This is a genomic window from Lawsonibacter asaccharolyticus, from assembly GCF_022453915.1.
GTDB lineage: Bacteria > Bacillota > Clostridia > Oscillospirales > Oscillospiraceae > Lawsonibacter > Lawsonibacter asaccharolyticus.
In genome coordinates, this window is the sequence record NZ_CP091870.1 from 492,142 (window position 1) to 513,888 (window position 21,747).

General features: G+C 54.6%; 18 protein-coding genes and 2 pseudogenes. 9 read left to right on the forward strand and 11 right to left on the reverse strand.

The window, feature by feature from the left end; genetic code table 11:
- The first annotated feature begins 73 nt into the window (after positions 1–73).
- From L9O85_RS02265 to L9O85_RS15150, 7 genes and pseudogenes are all read left to right on the forward strand, one after another.
- Complete coding sequence (locus L9O85_RS02265) at positions 74–1,087, forward strand: AEC family transporter (RefSeq protein ID WP_301579402.1); 1,014 nt, start codon at positions 74–76, stop codon at positions 1,085–1,087.
- A 318-nt stretch (positions 1,088–1,405) separates the two neighbouring features.
- Positions 1,406–1,600 carry a plasmid mobilization relaxosome protein MobC gene (mobC, locus tag L9O85_RS02270; RefSeq protein WP_301579404.1) on the forward strand — a complete coding sequence of 65 codons (195 nt, stop codon included), beginning with the start codon at positions 1,406–1,408 and terminating at the stop codon, positions 1,598–1,600.
- 89 nt (positions 1,601–1,689) lie between these two features.
- A complete protein-coding gene (locus L9O85_RS02275) occupies positions 1,690–1,848 on the forward strand; it encodes a hypothetical protein (RefSeq protein ID WP_301579406.1) in 159 nt (52 codons plus the stop codon).
- 63 nt (positions 1,849–1,911) lie between these two features.
- A pseudogene (locus L9O85_RS02280) lies at positions 1,912–2,871 on the forward strand (relaxase/mobilization nuclease domain-containing protein); the annotation flags it as partial.
- Entirely contained in the window at positions 2,868–3,002 is a 135-nt protein-coding gene (locus tag L9O85_RS02285) for a hypothetical protein (protein ID WP_301579408.1), read from the forward strand. The pseudogene L9O85_RS02280 and the gene L9O85_RS02285, both read left to right, overlap by 4 nt.
- A gap of 399 nt (positions 3,003–3,401) precedes the next feature.
- Positions 3,402–5,054 carry a recombinase family protein gene (locus L9O85_RS02290; protein WP_301579410.1) on the forward strand — a complete coding sequence of 551 codons (1,653 nt, stop codon included), beginning with the start codon at positions 3,402–3,404 and terminating at the stop codon, positions 5,052–5,054.
- Between the two features lie 1,148 nt (positions 5,055–6,202).
- A pseudogene (locus L9O85_RS15150) lies at positions 6,203–6,373 on the forward strand (hypothetical protein); the annotation flags it as partial.
- A gap of 162 nt (positions 6,374–6,535) precedes the next feature.
- On the opposite strand, the gene L9O85_RS02295 reads toward L9O85_RS15150, so the two are convergent.
- Both L9O85_RS02295 and L9O85_RS02300 read right to left on the reverse strand, forming a co-directional pair.
- Complete coding sequence (locus L9O85_RS02295; protein WP_301579412.1) at positions 6,536–7,879, reverse strand: sensor histidine kinase; 1,344 nt, start codon at positions 7,877–7,879, stop codon at positions 6,536–6,538.
- Entirely contained in the window at positions 7,876–8,586 is a 711-nt protein-coding gene (locus L9O85_RS02300) for a LytR/AlgR family response regulator transcription factor (RefSeq protein ID WP_301579414.1), read from the reverse strand. The genes L9O85_RS02295 and L9O85_RS02300 overlap by 4 nt, the downstream gene beginning before the upstream one ends.
- Before the next feature lie 261 nt (positions 8,587–8,847).
- On the opposite strand from L9O85_RS02300, the gene L9O85_RS02305 reads away from it, so the two are divergent.
- Together L9O85_RS02305 and L9O85_RS02310 are read left to right on the forward strand one after the other, a co-directional pair.
- The gene (locus tag L9O85_RS02305; RefSeq protein ID WP_301579416.1) at positions 8,848–12,900 is read left to right on the forward strand and encodes an S-layer homology domain-containing protein; all 4,053 of its coding nucleotides are present in this window, start codon (positions 8,848–8,850) and stop codon (positions 12,898–12,900) included.
- 696 nt (positions 12,901–13,596) lie between these two features.
- On the forward strand, positions 13,597–13,803 hold the full coding sequence (locus tag L9O85_RS02310) for a DUF6809 family protein (protein WP_346015906.1): 207 nt from the start codon (positions 13,597–13,599) through the stop codon (positions 13,801–13,803).
- Between the two features lie 603 nt (positions 13,804–14,406).
- Here L9O85_RS02310 and L9O85_RS02315 read toward each other — a convergent pair.
- The 9 genes from L9O85_RS02315 to L9O85_RS02350 form a co-directional block, all read right to left on the reverse strand.
- Positions 14,407–14,799, reverse strand: a complete 393-nt coding sequence (locus tag L9O85_RS02315; RefSeq protein WP_301579418.1) for a VOC family protein — start codon at positions 14,797–14,799, stop codon at positions 14,407–14,409.
- Positions 14,800–14,817: 18 nt separating this feature from the next.
- Positions 14,818–15,033 carry a Na+/H+ antiporter NhaC family protein gene (locus L9O85_RS15155; protein ID WP_430688777.1) on the reverse strand — a complete coding sequence of 72 codons (216 nt, stop codon included), beginning with the start codon at positions 15,031–15,033 and terminating at the stop codon, positions 14,818–14,820.
- The gene (locus tag L9O85_RS02320) at positions 14,999–15,397 is read right to left on the reverse strand and encodes a Na+/H+ antiporter NhaC family protein (RefSeq protein WP_301579419.1); all 399 of its coding nucleotides are present in this window, start codon (positions 15,395–15,397) and stop codon (positions 14,999–15,001) included. Before L9O85_RS02320 ends, L9O85_RS15155 begins: the two co-directional genes overlap by 35 nt.
- Positions 15,391–15,672, reverse strand: a complete 282-nt coding sequence (locus tag L9O85_RS02325) for a hypothetical protein (protein WP_301579420.1) — start codon at positions 15,670–15,672, stop codon at positions 15,391–15,393. Before L9O85_RS02325 ends, L9O85_RS02320 begins: the two co-directional genes overlap by 7 nt.
- 395 nt (positions 15,673–16,067) lie before the next feature.
- Positions 16,068–17,051 carry a phosphoglycerate dehydrogenase gene (locus L9O85_RS02330; RefSeq protein ID WP_301579421.1) on the reverse strand — a complete coding sequence of 328 codons (984 nt, stop codon included), beginning with the start codon at positions 17,049–17,051 and terminating at the stop codon, positions 16,068–16,070.
- 163 nt (positions 17,052–17,214) lie between these two features.
- Complete coding sequence (locus L9O85_RS02335) at positions 17,215–18,333, reverse strand: mandelate racemase/muconate lactonizing enzyme family protein (protein ID WP_301579422.1); 1,119 nt, start codon at positions 18,331–18,333, stop codon at positions 17,215–17,217.
- A gap of 28 nt (positions 18,334–18,361) precedes the next feature.
- The gene (locus L9O85_RS02340; RefSeq protein WP_301579423.1) at positions 18,362–19,639 is read right to left on the reverse strand and encodes a TRAP transporter large permease; all 1,278 of its coding nucleotides are present in this window, start codon (positions 19,637–19,639) and stop codon (positions 18,362–18,364) included.
- Between the two features lie 3 nt (positions 19,640–19,642).
- Positions 19,643–20,275 carry a TRAP transporter small permease gene (locus tag L9O85_RS02345; RefSeq protein ID WP_301579425.1) on the reverse strand — a complete coding sequence of 211 codons (633 nt, stop codon included), beginning with the start codon at positions 20,273–20,275 and terminating at the stop codon, positions 19,643–19,645.
- 127 nt (positions 20,276–20,402) lie between these two features.
- Positions 20,403–21,485, reverse strand: a complete 1,083-nt coding sequence (locus L9O85_RS02350) for a TRAP transporter substrate-binding protein (protein ID WP_301579427.1) — start codon at positions 21,483–21,485, stop codon at positions 20,403–20,405.
- Between the last annotated feature and the right edge of the window lie 262 nt (positions 21,486–21,747).

Below are 21,747 nucleotides of genomic sequence, written 5' to 3' on the forward strand. Positions count from 1 at the left end.
CCAGGGCGGCGCTCTTTTTTAGAAGCCTGCGGTGTGGAACTTCCCCACCATACCGCCCTGGAAAGGAAACAACATGCTGGACACCTTTTTCTATGCCTTCAACGCCATTGCCCCCATGCTTTTTTTGATGCTACTGGGGTACTATCTCAGGTACACACATTTTTTTGACCTGTCCCTGCTGAAGCGAATGAGCACCTTTACCTTCCGGTTCGGAATCTCGGCCATGATGTTCCGCAACGTGTACACCCTGTCCGATCTGTCTGAAATCCGGGTGGACATGATGTGCTTCATCCTGATTTGCTGTGTGGCAATCACCGCCGTGGGTTGGGCGGAGGCCATGCTGTTTACCCAGCAGCGCAGCCGCCGGGGGGTGATGATTCAAAACAGCTTCCGCAGCAATTTTTCCATCATTGGAATCCTTCTGGCCACCGCTCTGGGAGGGGCGGAGGGCGGCAGCATCGCCGCCAGCATGCAGGCCCCGACCATCATCTATTTTAATGTTGTCTCTGTCCTGTGCCTGATCTACTTTTCCGATCAGCCCCAGCGGCGTGTCAGTCCGGGCTACATTCTGAAGAGCATTGCCACAAACCCCATGATTCTGGGACAGGTGGTGGGTTTAGCCTGCCTGATTGCCCGTCAATGGATCCCACGGGACGCCTCCGGAGAGCTGCTCTTTTCCATCCAGGGCAGCCTGCCCTTCCTTTATTCAGCGGTGGACAGCCTGGCCTCCATGGCCACGCCGCTGATCCTTGTCCTGATGGGTGGGCAAGTGGACTTCAGCGCGGTGGGAGCCATGAAAAAGGAACTGATCGTGGGCATTGTTCAGCGGTTGATTCTTGCCCCCGTCATTGGCTTCTGCCTGGCCTTTGTCGCCCAGGATCTGGGCGTGTTTACCCTCACCCCCGCAACTGTGGGTACTCTGGTAGGGGTGTTTGGTTCACCGGTTGCCTCAGCCAGCGCGGTCATGGCGGAGGAGATGGGCGGCGACGGAGAGCTGGCCCGGCAGTATGTTGTCTGGACATGCGCCCTGAGTATGCTGACGCTGCTGCTGTGGATTGTTTTTCTTCGGGAATTTGCTTTGCTGTAACAGAAAAATATGGCGAAAAATATCGAGACTATCGAACAAGTGGCAGAAAGAGCTCGATTTCCTGCGAAATTGTCGCCCCTTCTGCTATGAGAAGTGTCATTTCCCAGGTGCATGTTCTGGGAAATGACGGGATTTCAATGAGTTCCTGCGCCTGCGGGCGCAGGAACTCTGCGAGGCATCCCCTGCGGGGGGAGTTTTTCGACTGGCTGAAAAAATATCAGCAGTTTCGAAAGAACTGCTGGTCAACTCGTCAAAAAACTTATGCAAGAATTGGTATGGCAGAAACACCTTTGCGGGCTGGGCAAGAAGGTCGTCTAGGTGGACGGCCTGGACAAGGTGCTCACCGAGTTGAAGGCCCAGGGCCGTAACCTGAACCAGCTCACCACCTTGGCCAACATGGGGAAGAGCACTATGGTGTACGGGGACAGGCTGGCGGAGAGTTACCAGCAGATCAACGAGCAGCTCTGTCGGCTCCTGCGGGAGGTAAGCAAGGGGCCTCCACAAAGGGCGTGACCCTTTGTGGGGAGAGGAGACGCCCCGGAATGAATGAGACTTCAGTCTATCAGACTGGAGGCGAATGATATGGAGGAGGTGTCGACGAGATGGCTACCTTCACCGCCGTTAAGAACCGGGGCGGAGGCCGGGGTGCGCTCGGCGGTGTCACTCGCTATGTCAGCCAAAAGGAAAAGACGCTGTGGGAGAGACAGCGGCTGGTGACCGGCTGGAACTGCACCGCCCAGTCTGTCCTCTCCGAGATGTAGCTCACCAAAGAACGGTTTCGAAAAACGGACGGGCGGCAGTACTACCACTTCGTCCAGTCCTTTGCAGAGACGGATGACCTGACGCCCCAGGAGGCCCACGCCATCGCTTTGGAACTGGCCCAGCGGGAGTTCCCCAACTTCGAGGTACTGGTAGCCACCCACATCGACACCGACCACCTGCATAGCCATCTGATCGTCAACAGCGTCAGTTTCCTGGACGGGAAAAAACTCCACCAGAGCGCCGCTGGCCTGCAAGCCCACCGGACCGTCAACGATGAAATCTGCGCCGCCCACGGTCTGGCGATCCTGCCTCCGCCTGAAAGGCAGGTCGAGCGGAAGCGGATGAGCAGTCGGGAGTACCGCTCTGCCGCCAAGGGTGAGAGCCGGAAGTTCCGGCTGATGAACACCATCGACCAGTGTATGAGGTATGCGTCCACCAAGGAGGAGTTCCTCTCTCTAATGGAGAGCGAGGGGTATCGGGTGCACTGGACAGACGGTAGGAAGAACATCACCTACACCACGCCCACGGGCATGAAGTGCCGGGATGACCGGCTCCACGAAACAAAGTACACCAAGGAGGTCATGGAACATGAATTCCGAATCCGGGCGGAGATTGTCTCTGGAGGAATTGAAGGGGCGGAACGCTCCGCAGACTATGATACCGCAGGACTGTCCCAGCAAGGAGGAGTGACAGGAGTTGCTCCATCGGGCTGGACGAGCTGGAGCGGCACACGGCGGCCCACACAGCCCTTTTGCGGGAGGTTTCCAGCGGGAAGGAACTGTACCCCACCGAGGAGCAGTTGGAGACACTGTCGCGGGGGGGGGGGGGGGCAAATGTGTACAGAACTGAAACGGGCTGGGAGGAAGAAAGAGATATCTATCTTGCCGCCCGGTTTGGATACGGCGCTGTCCGTACCGGCCTGGCTGCTCCTGCTGGGGACGCTGGTGGGCATGGTGGCCTTGCGGACCATCTGGTCCGGCTTGGCCGCAGTCTGGAGCGCGGTCAGGGTGCTGATCCCGTGAAGGACAGCACTACCACGCCCCACCGCTCCGACCGCAAGACCCTGCGCAGAGAGCAGGAAAAGAAGATCGCCCTCGGTCATAAGGAGGACGACCATGAGGAAGAACAGACCTGGCAGCAGACCATGGGCTGAGGCCAACCGTTCCCTGATATGGAAAGAAAGGCGAATATAAAAAAAGATTACGAGGAGTATCGGGACACCGGCGTTCTGGGCAGTTATCACCCTGAGATGGTCGTACTGCTGGAGCAGCGTGGTGGCGAGGTCCTAACCACATTCCGAGACACCAATTATCAATAACAGGAGGACCACCTGGAGAGCCAGCGAAAGATGCTCATCCGGGGAAAAGTGTTCCTTGTGACCTCTGTGTTTCCCTCTGAGGCCATAGCGACGCCCACGGACAAACTGCTCTCCATGATCGACGCGGAGCTTTCCAAGCAGAGCCACAGCACCTGATGTTTTAGTGGACTTGGGGGAGCCGGTTACTGTCCGTACCCCATACCGGCTTGCCCCTGGAAAAAGAGGTTACAGAATATGGAAAGCCAAAAATACAATATCTTATACGGACAGCTCAGTCAGGAAGACGAGCGGCAGGGTGAATCCAACTCCATCCATAACCAAAAGCTCTTTCTCCAGCGATATGCAGATGAAAATGGATTTGACAACACCCTGTTCCTGGCTGACGACGGTTACTCCGGGACCAACTTTGACTGGCCCGCGTGGAAGAAGATCGTGGAGACGATCGAGAACGGCGAGATGGAGACCCTGATCGTCAAGGAGCTCAGCCGCCTGGGGTGGGAGTACCTGCAGGTGGGCCAGCTGACGGAGCTCTACTTCCCTGAGAAGGGCGTCCGGTTTATCGCGGTCAATGACAGCGTGGACTCCCTGGTGGAGAGCAGCAACGACTTTAACCCTATCCGCAACTGGGCCAACGAGCTCCACGCCAAGGACACCAGAAAAAAGGTACGCTCCATCAAAAAAATACAGGCGGAGCGCGGGAAGCGGCTTGGTTCCAAACCGCCCTATGGCTACCGGAAAAAGGACGCACAATCCAAAGAGATTATACCGGACGAGGCGACTGCCCCTGTGGTATGCCCGATCTTCGAGCTATGCGCTGCCGGGAAAGGGCCCAACCAGATCGCTAGGATTCTAACCGGGGAGCAGATCCTGAACCCGACCAACCAGTACTACCAGGCCATGGGGAAAGCCTGCAACCACCTGGACACGCCCCGCCCATATAACTGGTACGGCAAAACGGTGGCAAATATCCTGGAGAATATCTTCTATCTCGGACACACGCTCAGCATGAAACACACGACGCTCTCCTACAAAAACAAGAAGCAGATCCGCAGGCCGGAGAGCGAACAGATCCTGGTGAAGAACACCCATGCGCCGCTGGTATCGCAGGAACTCTGGGCGATCGTTCAGGAGGTGCGCCGGCACAAGCCTCGACCGCCCAAGCACATGGAGGAACCAAACCTATTCTCCGGTCTGGCCTACTGCTCCGACTGCAGAAAGTACCTGGTACTCTGCCGGACGGAGAAGATGCGGGAGGATCAGTATTACTTCCGGTGCTTCACCTACGGCAAGCGGGGAAAGGACGCCTGCACACCGCACCAAATCCGTGAGACGGACCTGAAAGCCATTGTGTTGGACGATCTGCGCAGGGTGCCCCATTTCGCCCGGATGAAGGAGCGGCAGTTTGCGGAGTACATCAACCGGAAGAACACGATGGAACTGCGGCGGGAGATCAACCGCGTGCAGAGGGAGCTGAACGCCATGCACCGCAGGAATAGAGAACTGAGCACCCTGTTCAAGCGGCTCTATGAGGACAATGTGCTGGGTCGGGTGACCAACGAGCAGAAGGAGTTGGCTGCTACGATCCCGGAGAAAAAGGAACGCCTGGAAAGGCTCAAGTCCTCCATGGCCAATGTGGATGCCTTCATTGAAAAGGCCAGGCGGTACACCGAGATCGATGAACTGACTCCGGAACTGTTGCGGCTGTTCATCCAGCGCATCGAAATCGGGGAGCAGACGAAGAAATACTCCCGCTCCGCCGGCCAGAGCGTCCGGATCGTGTACCGGGACATCGGTGCGCTGGATACGCCCATGTGGGAGGGTGACCGCGCACCGTACATGGCAAAAGAAATTGCAGAGAAAGAAGAAATTATGCAGTTGCTGGCATGAAAACACAGAGGCGGACGGCTTCCGCCGTCCACCTCTGTGCCTGACAATTCACTCGGTTCAGAAAATGTATCTATGGGAACTATCAGAGCTGCCGACTCTTTTTACTGAGTAGGGAAACCACCGGCTCTGCCGGTAGAGGTGCCCCGCAAAAAAGCTTTAGTATGAAACGAGCTACTAACAGCAAGTTATCAGGGATGAAAGACCACCATTAGAACAGCGGTTGCCCGTTTACGGGTTGCGGAGCAAGTGATGCGAGTGAAATAAAATTCAGTGCGTCTTGAGACGCATGCCGGTAATAGGCCCTTATAGGGCCAACTCAAGCCACCAGCTTAGCCGGGTGATTATGACTTTCCTAATTTTTGTGCCGACAAGACAGTTGGCTTAAGTATACGTCAGTTGTTTTATTGATACCACAAAAATAAAGGCATACAGAAGGAATATGAGTCTGAAAAAAACGGATAAGAGATCTGGCCTTGCGCGGCAAGCCGTATTCTTACAGAAGTGGGGACCGGCAAGGAAACCCTGATCCATTGCCGCTCCCAAGGTTTTTGTCGTTTTAAAAAGGTGCGTTCATAAATATAGGGCATCAGTTCAAAAGAAAGTAAGTGTGATCATGGATCCTGAACCAGAGACAGCGTTGTAGAAATGGGCACCGAAGATTCCGTCGCTGATATCGTAGAACAGCACGGGCAGAGCTGTTTCTGTGTCTCGGTAAATCGTTGCTGTTTGATTCTCAACACGAATCGCAATGATTCTTGTCTGGCACTCTCTGTTCCTCTCAGCGCATTTCGGCGTATGGGTCACGGTGTGGGTCAACGAAAGGCCGCAGAAATTAACTTACTTAAAAAGTTGCGAAAACAAGAGAAATCCGGACAGAACCAAGCAATTTAAACAGGATTTTCGAGCTGCTACCCAGATTTGAATTGGGAACCTCATCCTTGCTAACCCGACCAAAAAACTTTTCTCAGGCGTTTCTGCTTGCTTTTGGCTATTTTCACTCAGTTTCAATTACTCTTTAGGCCTCTTTGCCCGCGGTGCTTCGAGTGTTCCAAGCGTATCTGTGGCTTGTTATGTGGTCAAGTGCCAGAGATTCCGGCCTTTAGAAATATTACGGTCACGCAGGAAATGCGTTGAATGGGCAAGGGCCTTTGACTCTCTCTGCCCTTACCCATTTCCCTCTCTGTGTCTTTAAGTGCTTAGCAATACCGGCTCCAGGTGTTAAGGAGGATGCGGAGGACAGTCCCCTGTCGCAGGCACTCTACCACTGTTTCCAGCGGCTCGACAAGGACCGCTCCCGTGGTAACATCACAGCAGAGGAGTGGCTCAGGCTGCGGGAGAAAGCGCAGGAGCTCTATCACACGGCGGTTACAGCAAAAACCCGGCACGGAGACGGAACCTTCCGTTCCCATGCCGGGTTTTATATTGAAATACTGTGGAAGCTGGATAACCTTGTCAACCCTAAAACCCACGGAGATGCTCTATCAAAGCACCAGCATGACCGACGAGTGGAACACGTGGGGATCATGGGTGAACTCCACGCCGCCCTCGTACTTCTCCGCGATCATTTCGATGTTGCGCAGGCCCAGGCCGCTGTGGTTGGGCTTGCTGGAGACATATCGCCCGTCCACTTTCTTGATCTCATCGTGAAAGCCATTGTCCACGGTGATGGCCAGCATTTGGCCGGAGCAAAGCATGTGGAACTGGATGAACCGCTCGTCTCCTTCTCCGCAGTCTGCGGCGTCAATGGCGTTCTCCAGCAGGTTGCCCAGGATCACGGATAGGTCGATGTCGGAAACAGAGAGCTGATCCGGAACCTGGATGCGGGGCTGAAACTGAATATCCTTGTGGAGAGCCAAGGACCGATAATGCCCCACCACCATGTTGACCACCGGGTTGCGGCACAGTTCCACAAGCTCGACCTGCCGCGCGGAATCCAGGTACTGCTCCAGATAGTCGCAGGCGTCCTGAACACGTCCGCCCTGCAAAAAGCCCTGTAAGGTGATCATGTGGTGCCGGAGGTCATGATTCATCCGGCGGCTGCTCTCGATGCTGGCGCAGATGTGGCGGTACTGCTCCTCCTGAATGGACAGGAGATGGCGGGCCTGGTCTGCGTCGTGCTGGGACTGGAGCTTTTCATAGGACAAGTACATCATCTTGAAGAAAATGAGGTAGATCACCAGCACCAGGACAAACAGGGCGAAAAACAGGAACAGGGACATGGGGTTGTAGAGAAATTCGTACTCAATGAAGGACAGTCCCGCCGCCAGCAGAAGAAAGAGAAACAGGGGCAGTCCTGCCAGATAGGTACATTCCTTGGGCGTCAGCCCCGCCTCCACCGGGCGGTAGTATCTCGCCAGCACAAACCAGAACAAGGGCAGCAGCAGTCCGGTCAGGACGGCCAAAATGACCAGTTCCCGCCCGTGATAGGGCAATCCATCATAGAGCACAGGCGAGACGAACAGGGTGCAGATGGTATTGTTGATGGAGGTGATGATCAGCCCACCGGTGAGGGCGAAGGAAAAGACGAACAGCTTCTTTTGCCAGATCCCCGGTACCAGATACAGATACCAGCCCAGGCAGGGGAGGATACACAGGAGAAAGACCACGTTGACCGCCTGAAACAGCGTGTGATCCGGGGGAAGCAGGAACCGCAAGTAGCAGCCGCAGCCCGCAAAGAGGGCGGAAAGCCCAAGAATCAGCCACAGCGTCAGGAGAACAGATCGCTTTTTGGAGAAGCGAAGCTGCTCGCAGTAGGGGTAGAGGGTCAGAACGGCGAACGGGATCACTTGCAGCAGGAAACCCGCAGACAGGCGCAGAAAGATCAATGCTCCCCCCTCCTTGTCAGGTCGAATAAAAACCGCTGGTATTGGGCCTTCAGTTCGGCCCGGTTGTTCCGGGACAGAGAGATCTCCGTCCCGTCCTTCAAAATCAGTTTGCTGGACAGAAAGGACCCGATAAATTCCATGTTCACCACAAAGCTGCGCTGGGGCCGGAGGAATTGGTTGCCGTCCAGCTGCTCAAAGAGGGTGTTCAGCGCAGTATAGGTCTGGAACTGCTGCTTGGCCGTGTGGACGATGCACAGCTTGTCGAAGACCTCGATATAGGTGATCTGGGCGGCGGAGACGGGGACGCTGCCGTAGCTGGTCTGGATATGCAGGACCGGCCCGGCGTTGGTGCCCAGGCGGGAGAGGCAGCGGTCCATGGCCTCCCACACCGCAGCCTGTTCGATGGGTTTCAGCAGATAGTGGACGGCCCCCAAGCCGAAGGCCTCGATGGCGTGCTCCCGGCTGGTGGTGATGAAGACCACCTGGGCTTCCCCGCCCAGCCGCCGGATGGCCTCCGTTCCCAGAAGTCCGTCCAGATAAATATCCATAAAGACGATGGAAAATTCCTCAGGCGCGGCCAGAAGCGCCTCGCCGCTGGAGAAGCGGGTGAGCGTGAGGTCCATGCCGTGTTCGGCTTCGTATGCCCGAAGAAAGCCCTCCAGCAAATCGAGCTGCCGTTCTTCATCGTCGCACAGGGCGATCTGCAAGGGGCACACATCCTTTCACGTGGCGGTTCATTTGTTTTATCATAACAAGAAATACCGTCCAGCACAAGGCCCCGCCACGCTGCCGCTTCGTGAAATGCAGGTTTTCAGCGTGAACTGCACTTTATCCCATCGGGGCGGCCATGTATAATAAACGATGATGTATTTTGCACAGCATTCTGTCAGGAAACGATCAAGACAGGGGGGCATGCCCCCCTGTCCCGTGGATATCCACGGGACAATAAGGACTCAGGAGGAAATGCAATGAGAAAACAACTTTGGACCCGGCTGACTGCGGCTGCGCTGGCGGCTTTGTTGACCGCTGCGCTGCCCACAGGGATCTCGGCCGCAGCCCAGGAGGATACCGCCCCGCCGGTGGAGGAAACCCCGCTCACGGAGATTCTGCCTGCGGAGCCCCAGAGCCCGCAGGAGACGCCTGACGAGCCGGACACACCTTCGGCAGAGGAACCCACTCCGGTACCGCAGGAGATCCCCCTCACGGAGATCCTGCCTGTGGAGTCTCTGGCGCAAGCCACGGCAGAAAATGCCGCAGGCGCAGAGGTGCCCTATTTGGATGAAGATGGAGCGCCTCAGAGTGTCCCCAGCGCCACTCCGGTGACGGATAACGACACGGCGTGGGACAATGGCTGGTATGTAGCACAGGACAGCATCACCATTCACAGCCGTGTCACTGTCTCTGGAGACGTCCGCCTGATCCTCGCTGACGGCTGTGAGCTGACGATCGATGGCGGCATCCAGGTCGCACATCCCAACAGCCTGACTATCTATGGTCAATCGGAAGGGAATGGTGAGCTGACAGCGACAGCGCCAGCAGAGTCAAACATTTACCACGCCGCTATCGGCGGCAGCACCAATGTCCAGATTTGGGAAGTTAATTATTGCGGCAGTGTTACCATCAACGGCGGCGATGTGACCGCAACCGGTGGTGATGCCTCTAGCGGCATCGGCGGTGGGCCTGTATCAGGCGGCAAAATCGTCATTAACGGCGGTACGGTCACCGCAACCGGCGGAAACAATGCAGCCGGAATCGGCGGCGGGATGCAGGGAAACGGCGGCAGTGTTACCATCAATGGCGGCGAAGTGACCGCAACTGGCGGTAATCAGGCGGCGGGCATTGGCAGCGGAACCATGGGAGGCAGGATTCAAATTCAGATCAACGGCGGCACCGTGAATGCAACTGGTGGCTCGCAAGGCGCAGGTATCGGTGATGGAATGGAATGCTCTAACGATGGAAGCATCACCATCACTGGAGGTACAGTAACCGCCACCGGCGGCTATCAAGGCACGGGCATCGGCGGCGGGGCGAAGACTCCTGGCGGCAAGATCACCATCAGCGGCGGCACAGTCACGGCCAACGGCGCAGACGGCGCATCTGGCATTGGTCACGGCGGACTCGGCGCCACCGGCGGCGAGATCACCATTAGCGGCGGTACGGTAACGGCCACCGGCGGGTCTGGGAACCCGGGCATCAGCTGCCAGGATGCCCCAGAAAACGATAGACCTATCGGTGAAGCAGGTTGGATCTTGATCAGCGGCGGCACCGTGTACGCCTCTCCCAAGGCCGGAGAAGAAAATGGATCTGCCATTCGCGGCAGCTTTAAAACCGGGATAGATGGAGATGCCTTTGTTGTGGCAAATGGCACAGGTATCACAGATGAAACGAACCAGGACGCCTGGAGCGGTGTGATTTTTGACGGCGATGCCGATGGAAAAGTTTACGGAAGCCCGACGCTGAAAACGGATGCAAAAATTCCGGCTGGTAAAAAACTGACCATCCCGCAGGGCAGCTCACTGACCATTTCCCGTGGGAAGAAACTGGAACTTACTGACTCGACCCTGACCGTTGAGTCCGGCGCAACTCTGACCAACAACGGCACCATCAGCGGCAATAGCAACAGCAAAGTGGAAAGTAATGGAAGCTTAGGCGGCTCTGGAACGGTAGAAGGCGATATAACTGTACCCGATCCAAAAGATTCTGCGGTTTCCATCAGCCCGTCCAGTGCGGCTTACGGCTCCGAGGTCACCTTGACCGCTCAAATCTCTCAAGCCCCAGCTGCCAACGCCCGTGCGGATCAAGGCAAGGTGGACTTTTACCTTGGAACGCAGGATTCCGGTACGAAATTGGGAACTGCGGACGTCATCAACAATACGGCCGAACTGACGATCACCTTGTCTGAAGAGAAAGGCTTCAAAATCGGAGAAAACACCATCACCGCTGATTTTGGCGGCAGCATGGTACTGGGATCGAAAATCGTCAGCGCCCAGCTTACGGTAACGGGAAATTTGAACGATGCTGTTGTGACGGTGAGCGGCAATCATGTTTATACTGGTTCTCCTATTACCCCCGCGGTAAGCGTAACGTGGAACAATACACCGCTTACTAAGGACACCGATTATACGCTTGCCTATACGGATAACACCAATGCGGGCACGGCGACCGTGACCGTCACCGGTACAGGCAACTATACCGGCACAAAAACGGCAACCTTTACCATCGAAAAGGCAACGCCTACACCGACCACGCCGACTGGCCTGACCGCCACCTACGGCCAGACGCTGGCGAATGTGAAACTGCCCGCCGGATGGGCTTGGGACTCTCCCAATACTTCTGTTGGCGATGTGGGAGAGAAGGAGTTCTCTGCTACTTACACCAAGGACAACAGCGGCAACTACAACGAGGTAAAACAAAACCTTACAGCGAAGGTAAACCCCGCCCCTTACAAGATCACCCTTACCGGGCAGGCGGACAGCCCCACCCAGATCACCCTGGACAAGGCTGTGGTAGAACCCGGCAATACTGGTACAACGGTTACTTACGGATACAACAACACGAATAGTGTCCCTGGCAGATGGCAGACGGAGCGTGTGTTCTCTGGTTTGACCGCTGATACCACCTACTACTTCTTTGCAAAGGCGGCAGCCAGCGGAAGCTATGCGGAAACTATCAGCCAGGGTGTAGCGATTACAACTCCTAAAAAGTCTGTGAACGGGATCGAGATTATCGATCAGCCTGATAACCTGTCCTACACCAGCGGACAGACGCTGGATCTGAGCGGCCTGTCGGTAAAGGTGGACTACAACGACAATACAAGTGAGACACTCACAGGGGAAAGCGGCAAGCTGACCGTCGCCCCTGCTCAGGGAACGGTGTTGACGGTTGCAGAACATCATGGCAAGGCCATTACGATCAGCTACGGCGGAAAAACAGCCGAAACCAATGCACTTACCGTGGGTAGGGCAGAGCAGGCGCTTCTTTCCATCACCGGCGCACCTGGCAAGATCTACAAGGGAAGCAGCTTTGCGCTGCAAACCTCCGGCGGCTCTGGTGATGGCGCAGTCACATGGTCAGCAGTCAGCGGTCCCGTAACAGTGGATGCAGACGGCACTGTGACGGTAACAGACACAGGTGAGTTCCAGATCAAAGCAGTCAAGGCCGAAACTGTGGAATATGATCAGGCCGAGGCGGTCATTACGCTGACAGCGGTGAAGAAACCCAGCAGCAGCGGCAGCTCCGGCGGCGATTATACCATCAGCGTGGATGCTGATAAGCACGGCACCGTGACCGTCAGCGCCAAGCGGGCCGACAAGGGCGACACCGTCACCATCACTGTGAAGCCTGACAAGGGCTATGAACTGGACGAGCTGACCGTCACCGACAAGAGCGGCGATACCATTAAGATTAAGGACAAGGGCAACGGCAAGTTCACCTTTACCATGCCTGGCTCCAAGGTCACGGTGGAGGCCGGCTTCAAGCAGATCGTCGCCGAGCCGGAAGTCCCCGCCTTTGCGGATGTGCCCGCCGACGCCTACTATGCTGACGCGGTGGCATGGGCTGTCAAGGAGGGTATTACCACCGGCACCGGGACCAATACCTTCAGCCCGGACCTCTCCTGCACCCGTGCCCAGATGGTGACGTTCCTGTGGCGGGCCAACGGCTCTCCCGTGGTGAATTACGCCATGTCCTTTACGGATGTGCCCGCTGATGCTTACTATGCTGAGGCGATCCGCTGGGCAGTTTCGGAGGGCATCACTACCGGCACGACGGCCACCACGTTCAGCCCCAATGCAATGCTGACCCGCGGCCAGACCGTCACCTTCCTGTGGCGGGCCAATGGCTCTCCCGCCGTCTCCGGCAGCAACTTCGGCGATGTGGCTTCTGACGTCTACTACGCCAACGCTGTGGCGTGGGCTGTGTCCGAGGACATCACCTCCGGCACCGGCGGCAATAACTTCAGCCCCGCAGCCCCCTGCACCCGCAGTCAGATTGTCACCTTCATGTATCGGGATGCGAAGTGATTTTTTCGTGAGATGTAAACTGAACATCACCCCTGCATAAAGTGGAGGGCGGAACAGCACAGCTGTTCCTCCCTCTTTCTGCTGCGATGACGCGTCAATGATAAAGTTACCGTACAAGTTATCCCAGCTTGACTTGCAGCGCCTTTTGTCCTTCCCTGTATTTCGTCCGCAGGTTTGGGGGTTCCTTCTGGTCACAGAATTGTTTGAAAGTCAAAGAAGGCTGATAAAGACCAGAGCACTTGACCACGCCGCTGTGAGCCTTGCGATGAGTTGTGTGCGGCAATGCCGGTGCGTGTAGGGCACAGGGCACACGCCTCACTCAAGATGCAGGGCACGGTGTGCGAGTTGTGTGCCCCAAGCGTCTAACTCTCCTGAAGCAAAATGTGCAGGCATAGTAGCCGGTCGATTTTAGTGCTGGATAAAGACAGGGGGATGCAAGCCCGCTGAACTCAAGGGGATCGGAGGTGCACCCACGGAGGTCACCTCGGGGATTTGGGCCCGTTTTTGAGCCGATTTGAGCACTGTCTAAAATTGTGAATGTTCTGATAACAAAACGTGGTCCCTGTGGCTGTTTTTCGTTTCTGGGGTATGGTGTGTTGTTGACAAGGAGGTGGAACACCATGCGAGAAATACTGGAAGAACTGGTACTATGGGAACACCACGCCATGCGACCGCCAGATCCGTTCTGGTACTTCCCTGATGAAAGCGATGGAGCAGCCGCAGGAATGTGAGGAGAAGCTCACCAAACTGCCGGAGGGCGAGGCCCACAGTCTGCTGCTGCGGCTCATCAACGCGGAGAACGAGATTGGAAGCACTCTGGCTCTGGAAAATTTCATCCTGGGCTTCCGTCTGGGGACTCGTCTGATCCTGGAGTCACTGGATGTGAGGACGATGGCAGTCTAGTGGAACTGTTCCAAGCACCCGGTGGGCCGCGCAAGACCTGCGACGCAAATCAAAGATAAAACCTCGGAGATGAAACCTACAATTTCCGCCTGCGGTGTCTGAATAGGATCAAGCGGTGGTGGGTATTCACGGTGGAAAGATTTAGATTTATTTTTGAATATTAAGGCTTATAAAAAGAAGGACGGTTGGCCAGGATTCTGGTCAGCCGTCCTTCTCCATTTAGAGATTGGAAGACTTTGCCCCTTTATAATAATATTTTAGGTGATTCCTATGGGTAAATGATACGCAGTTCCACAAAAGTGAATTGGTAGGGGCAATTAGGAGGTTGACGGATTTTATTACAGCACGACTTATACAGGTAGTTTCCGATGTGTGTTGCAATCAAAAATGTAGAGCAGGAAACCAACAGATATACAGGAACCCTTGATATGATTAGTTGACACATAGTTAAAGGGGGTATCGGAGTGAAGGCACTGGTGTACTAGTATTGGTGTCTATCGCGGCGTTGTTCTACGTTGGGTTCAATATCCAAAATGCAGAGGCGGAGGCACGGCATGGATTCCTCACACCATAGGCAGCAATCCTTCCGCATGGCAGGATGCATTACAGTTTTTGGCAAAACTCAATTTTTTCCGCGTTGGGTCCCTCAATCGTGAAAAAGCGAATCCCGTTTTCCCAAAATGGCAGGAAACGGATGCCTTCATTGAGCATGTGGAGATTCAGTTTCTTAGCCGAGGCATATGTAGCCTCAATATCCGTCGTGTTCAACGCAATATGGTCGATGGCACCAGGGTGTCCCGCAGCGCAACCATTTTCATAGCTTTCGATAATCAGGTTACCAAGCTGAAGGAAAACAGCTCTGTGTTTGGCGGCCTCATTGTAGGTTTCCAGGGCTGTCGTAAACCCCAGGCTGTGGTAAAACTCGATGGTTTTCTCCAGATCATTGGTGGGAACTGCGACGTGCTGTACTCCGGTAATCCATTCGTTGAAATACATGTGATATACTCCTTTTAATCATTTCTTTTTTGTTGTCTGGATTCCATGGATAAAAACATAGGAGAGGGCAGGCGTCAAAAACGCACAGAACGCCAATGGTGCCGCCTGTAAACTGCTGACTCCCAACAGATCGGCAATATAAAGCCCGGAGACATTCCAGGGAATGAGCGGGCACAATACCGTGGATGTGGTGGTAATGTCACGGGACAGATTGTACCGATCCAGCCCTGGCATTGGCCATAAATGAACCCGCCATTAGAATGGAAAAGGTGTTCGTCCCCAGCATATTGCCCACCACAGCGACCATCTGTGCCGCGGCGGTCAGGCGGGCTGGAGAACTTGCCCGCTTAGTGACTGGGGCAATCAGCGCCTCGATTATCCCTGCCGTGTTGAACGCGCCGATTATTCCGAAGATAAAAATCGTGGTACAGACCGTATTGGCCATGCTCCTGACTTCGCCATGGCTGAGAAGCGCCTGGAGAAATTCACCGTCTCCTGCTATAGAGGCACTGTTCCAGAACACCGAGGCGATACTCTGAAGCTCCACGCCCTGCACCAGTACAATTACCGTGCAGGCGGTAAGCACTGAGATCAGCATGGAAAACGCGCGGGAACCTTGCAGACTATCAAGAGCAGCAGAACCAGCATGGGAAGAAAAGATGCCGTATAAATGTGAAAACGACCGGTTAGCTCATTGCACAAATCAGCAATGGATGTTTCCGATAGGCTGCGATCCGCAAATTTCTGTCCCAACAGAAAGTAGAGTCCGGACGCAAAGGCGGCAGGCGGAAGGGCAAGCTCTGCCGCCTTTTTACAGTGATTCATGGTCGAAACCCCGCAGACGGCAGCGCTCACATTGGCTGTGGCGGCCATAGGGGTACAGGTTTCTCCCAGAGAAGCACCGCTGAAACCTGCGCCTACTGTCAGCGCCGGTGTGATTCCAAAGTTTTCGCCCACCGCGAACATGGCAATACCAACGGTCCCCAGCGTACCCTAAGCGGTTCCGCAACACGGAGAAAGGAGCAAGTTCAGAAAGAAGGCCGCCATCAAGAACGTGTCCGGCTTGATATACCGCAGGCCATAGTAGATGATGGAGAGATCAGTTCTTGCCACGGTCCAGGTACTGATGGTCCCTCCGACCAATAGACTCAACAAGACTGCACTCATGCCTTTTTTGATGTACTCTAGTGCACCCTGTTCCAGTTCCGCATAGCTGTAACCCAAACCCATGCAGGCGGGAGACACCAGCAACCAGGAGAACAGAAACATCACTTCCAACCGGTCCGAAATGGTCCCAGTATGATGCCACCACACGTTTCTCCCTTTGAGACAGCCAAAATATTTTCCGTATTTATCCGTCCCATCTCCTCGATAGCTCCGGCAGAAAGTCCGGCACAATGGGGAGAGAGGACTGTATTTTCCAGTTCAAACAGTGCCCTATTCCCGGTGGGTTCCATCTCAAACACATCCAAAGCTGCGCCCCGGATAGTACCGCTTTTCAGTGCCTCACAGAGGTCCTCCTCCTGGACTAGGGCTCCTCGGGAGGTATTAATCAGATAGGCAGACGGCTTCATCATATTCAGTGTTTTCCGATTGATGATGCCCCGCGTCTCAGGCAACACCGGCATGTGTAATGTTACAAAATCGCTCTCCCGCAGGATATCCTCCATGCAGGTATCCCGGACAGCGTATTGCTCGGCAAACACACGATCAAAATCTTCCGGCGGAGAATAGGCCAAAACCGTCATGTCAAATCCCCGTGCCCGTTTTGCCACCTCTTTCCCAATGGCGCCGAAGCCCAAAATCCCCAGTGTCTTGTGGTTGACATCGTCGGCGACCCAACCGTTCCAGCCTCCGGAACGAACCGAACGGTCCGCAGTGGGCAGATGGCGAGCGACAGCCAGCATTAGCGCCATGGTTCCGTCGGCCACAGCTTTTGAGTTGGCCCCCCTCACGGTGGTAACCGCGATTTTTCTGTTCCGTGCTGCGTTCAAATCTATATTTTCATAGCTTACGCCGTTTCGGGCGATCAGCTTTAGGCTTTTCGGTGCGTGAGCCAAAAGCCGAGCGTCGTAGTTCTCCGTTCCGGCGATGATTACATCAGTGTCATCCCAGAGTTCTCTGATCTCCCCGCTTGTGAGCTTTCGACTCAGGGGATTGAGAACCACATCTCCCAAGCAATCGGCAATCTTTTCCGCCGCTTGTCTTCCCGCTTCTGTGCAGTACATGGTATCGGTAATAAGAATACGCATGATTGTTCTCCCTAAAAAGGGCATCCATTCTTTTCAGTGGATGCCCTTTTTGTGATTCTATCTGGCAGGCTATTCACTGTTTTAGCAAAAAAATCCTCTCCGCTGGATGTAGTTCCATTTTTCAAACAGCGCCTAACTGGTCAGACAGATACGTCCCGTATTTTTATACTCCGTTTCTCCTGCGGCACTCCGCAAGATAGTCCTGATTCAGCTCCAGACCCAGGCCGGGCTTGTCAGGAATTGTCAGATAGCCGTTGACCGGCTGCGGTGCGTCCAGATAGACGTTATTGACTAGATCCTCGAACATGAACAGCCGCTCCAGCATCGTGCCGTTAGTGGCAGCGGCCACCAGATGCATATGGATGTGCTCCATACCGTGGGGGGCATAGGCCTTGTTCCAGGCCTGAGACATGGAGATGGCACGCAACGTCTCTGTATATCCGCCGATACGGGTGGTGTCGCACTGGATGACGTCTGCGGCATTGTTCAGCAACAGATCGCGAATGCCGTAGCGGGTATATTCGTGCTCACCGGTAGCCAGAGGTATGTCAGTGCCGCGCTTGAACTCCGCCAATCCAGGGATGTCATCGGCAAAGACGGGCTCCTCGAAGAATTCGATGTTATAATCGCGGATGTTGTTGGCAAATTGGATGGCGGTACCGGCTCTCCAGACGTTGTTGGCGTCCAGCATGAAGCCGATGTCGGGACCGATTGCCTCGCGCACGGCGGCCACACGGCGGACATCCTCCATAGGATTTCGACCGCCGTCCACGCCGACCTTCAGCTTGATTTTCTTGTAGCCGCGGGCCACCATCATCTTGGCCTCGTCCACCAGCTCCTCAATGGAATAGCTGGTCCAGCCGCCCGAAGCATAGATAGGCACCACGGGATCGTTGCCGCCCAGCAGACGAAACAGAGGCATATTCAAGACCTTGCCCTTAATATCCCACAGAGCAATATCCACAGCACTGTATGCGCAGAAGGCCAGGCCCTTACGGCCCACGCCGCGCATATAGTGGAAGGTCTCCTCATACAGGGCCTCCGTCTCAAAGGGGTTGCGTCCGATAAACTTGGGTTTGATGGCGTGGCGGATAAATTCACGGATGGCCTCGCCGCCCACCTCATGGTAAGTGACGCCGATGCCGGTAATTCCAACATTGGTCTCGACCTCCACAACGGCGAAGCCGATGGTCTCCACCTGGCGGGTGGAGTCGGCAAAGTTGCCCTTCACACGGGTATCGCACAGGGTGACCTTAATGTCAGTGATCTTTACGTTATTCATATCAATATGCTCCTAGAATACAATTTGTTTATTTTAAGAGATTGGGGATAAAGGTTACGATCTGGGGGACATAGGTAATCAGGAACAAAGTAGCGTAACCTAGGACAACAAATGGAATCACTTCCTTAAACAAGGCCGTCAGTTTGACCTTTGCCACATTGGCGGTCACGAACAGAGTCATGCCGACAGGAGGAGAGATCAGGCCGATGGTCAGGTTGAAGCAGCACAGAACGCCGAAGTGGACGGGGTCGATGCCGAACTGCGTGGCGATGGGCAACAGGATGGGGACCATCATCAGCAGAGCGGGGCTCTGGTCCAGAACACAGCCCAGAATGATCAGGATGATATTGGTGATCAGCAGGAAGACGTAGGGACTGTGAACATTTTCCATGACCACAGAGACGATCTCCTGAGGGATCCGCAAGATGGTGATGGCATAGCTCATTGCGGTGGCAACTGCGATGATGAACATGGTGTTGGCCGTAGTCTTGGCCGTGTTCAGACAGCACTCAACCAGACTTTTCCATGTAATCTGCTTCTTGCAAAAGGCGACAATCAAGGCATAGAATACGGCGATGGCGCTGGACTCAGTCGCGGTGAAGATGCCCGTGGTGATACCGCCCATGATAATGAGGGGCATACCCAGGGCGGGCAGAGAATCCCAGAAAACGACCAGGACGTCCCTGACGGGGGTGCGCTTCTCCCGGCGAGGATGCTTATGCTTCACGGCAAAGTAGTAGCACAGGGCCATTTCGCAAATGCCCAAGAGGACTCCGGGCCCGATGCCGCCCAGGAACATATCAGAAATGGATACGTTGGCGGCACACACGGCGTAAATAATCATAATTCCGCTGGGCGGGATGATGGGACCGATGATGGCGCTTGCCGCAGTGATCGCGGCAGCGTATTCTTTCCGGTAGCCGGCCTTCTCCATCATTTCGATCTCGATCTTACCCAGACCGGAGGCATCGGCGGTAGCAGAACCGGAAATACCGGCAAACAGCATACTGCCCAAAATGTTGACATGTGCCAGACCACCGCGGATGTGCCCAACCAGGGCATCACACAGCTTAACGATGCTCATGGTCAGGCCGCAGCGGCTCATAATCTCTGCCGCAAAGATGAACAGGGGGATGGCCAGATAGGTAAAGTTATTGATGCCCGCATACATCTTCTGTGCAAGCGTGATCAGAGGACCGTTCCCGACCTCAAACGCGGCAATGGTCAGAAAACCCATGGAAAAGCCGATCGGAACACCTAAAAGGAGCACGACCAGAAACAAACCAAATAATACTGCAGCGAGCATACGTTACTCCCCCTTCCCCGTGGACTGCGCAGCGGCCTCATGCTCATGGATGAATTTTTCATAAGCAAGCTGCTCTTCAGCGGTCAGTTCGCCATCCGCCTCTTCGACCTGTCTGCCCACGAAGGGGAGCAGCTCGCCACAGATGACACCCAGGACATCAACAATAGCCTCGTAGGTCATCAGAATACAGCCCAGAAACGGTGCGCCATACACCATGTATCCAGGCAGATGCAGGCTGGCGGTATGGTAATTGCTGACGGACTGAATGGATTCCCAGCCGAACCTCAGGCCCACAAACAGGAAGATGAAAACGACCACTCTGGTGAGCAGATACAGGACCATCTTGCTGCGGGGCTTCAGACGGTCATACAGGAAATTGACGGATGCCATGGAATTTTCTTTATAGCAGATCCCCACGGCCAGATAAGTCATCCACACCAGGAAATTCTGAGCCAGCTCATTTGTCCAGGTCATAGAGAAGCTGACAAAATGCACCAGAACGAAGCGGTACAGGACCTGCAAAAACAGATCCAGCGCGCTGCCCAACACCAAAAGGACCAGGATGACTTTCAGGACCTTATCGATCATGTCAGACACCCTGCTGCAGGAGCGATAAAGTGTTTTGATGATATTCATTCGCAATAATCTCCTATAGTTTTGAAGTCCATAAAGCTTGAAAAGGCCCGCCTATCAACCGGCGCAATGATAGACGGGCCTTTTCAGACATTACTTTACGAAGTGAAATTTCTTATGGAACGGGCGATCAGCCGCGAACTGCGTCAATGGCGTTCAGCAGCTCGTCCACGATCTCGTCGCCCAGCTGGCTCTTAACGTACTCGACGCAGGGATCGCGCATAGCGTCGTGCCAGTCCGCAAGTTCCTCTTCGGTAGGCTCATAAACACTCATACCCAGCTCCTGCAGCTTGGCAACACCATTGTCGTTCAGCTTCGTGCAGACGGCAGCGGCCTCAGGGGTGACGGTGGCGGCGGCATCGGAAACGACCTTCTGCAGGTCCTCAGGCAGGTTCTGCCAAGCCGCCTCGCTGATGCAGAAGGTCACGACGGAGGCCACATGCTTATCCAAGACCATGTATTTCTGGACTTCATAAGTTCTGTCGTTCAGGATGTTGACAGGGGGGTTCTCCTGGCCGTCAACGGTACCGTTCTGCATAGCAGTGTACATTTCACTGCCAGGCATGGGAACGGGGTTGGCGCCGATGGCCTCGACCATTTTCTCATATACGGCGCTGGGCATAACACGGAAGGTAACGCCCTTGGCGCTGTCAACGGTGGTCAGTTCCTTGTTAGAGGTAGTGAAACTGCGCATACCATTACAGAATGCGGACAGAACACGAACGCCGGACTCCTTGGCCACGTTGTCCCAGAAATTCTGGCCCCACTCGCTGGCGAGAACGGCGTCACACTCCTCCTCGTTGGCAAACAGGGCGGGGCAGGCCAGCATCATGGTGCTCGGGCTGATCGTATTCAGGATAGTACTGTTTACACAGGTCATTTCCAGAGAGTTGTTGGCCAGACTGGCCACGTTATCCTCCTGGGAGCCCAACTGAGCGGAGGGGAAGATCTCCACGGTAATCCGACCGTTACTGTTGGCCTCGACCTCCTCCTTGAAGCGCTCGACCCAAGTAACCTCGGCGCTTTCGGAACGGTCAACGTTGCCTTGCTGCATACCCAGCTTCAGAACGTAGGTTTCCTCTGTGGAAGCAGTCCCGGAGGAAGCAGTGCTTTTGTCAACGGAAGCAGGGGCGTTGGAGGAAGGGTTCCCGCCGCAGCCGACTAGAGTGAAACACAGAGAGAGCGCCAGAGTAAGTGCAGTCAGTCTTTTCATTTTTTGATCTCCTCCCAATCTTTTTGTAGAATGATCATATGATTTTGATTTTATTGTCCGACAAACTAATCACAGGATTAAGATACTATAAATTCAATCTTTTTCATAGTGTCAAAAATTCTAAATTTTATCTTCAATTTTTGTGCAAAATATTTTTTATATTAGAAATTAAATTTAAAATTGCAAGATACTGGAAAATTACGGCTATTTATTTTGATAAGATTGTTTGACAATTGATTGTTCTTATTGTAATATAATTCTA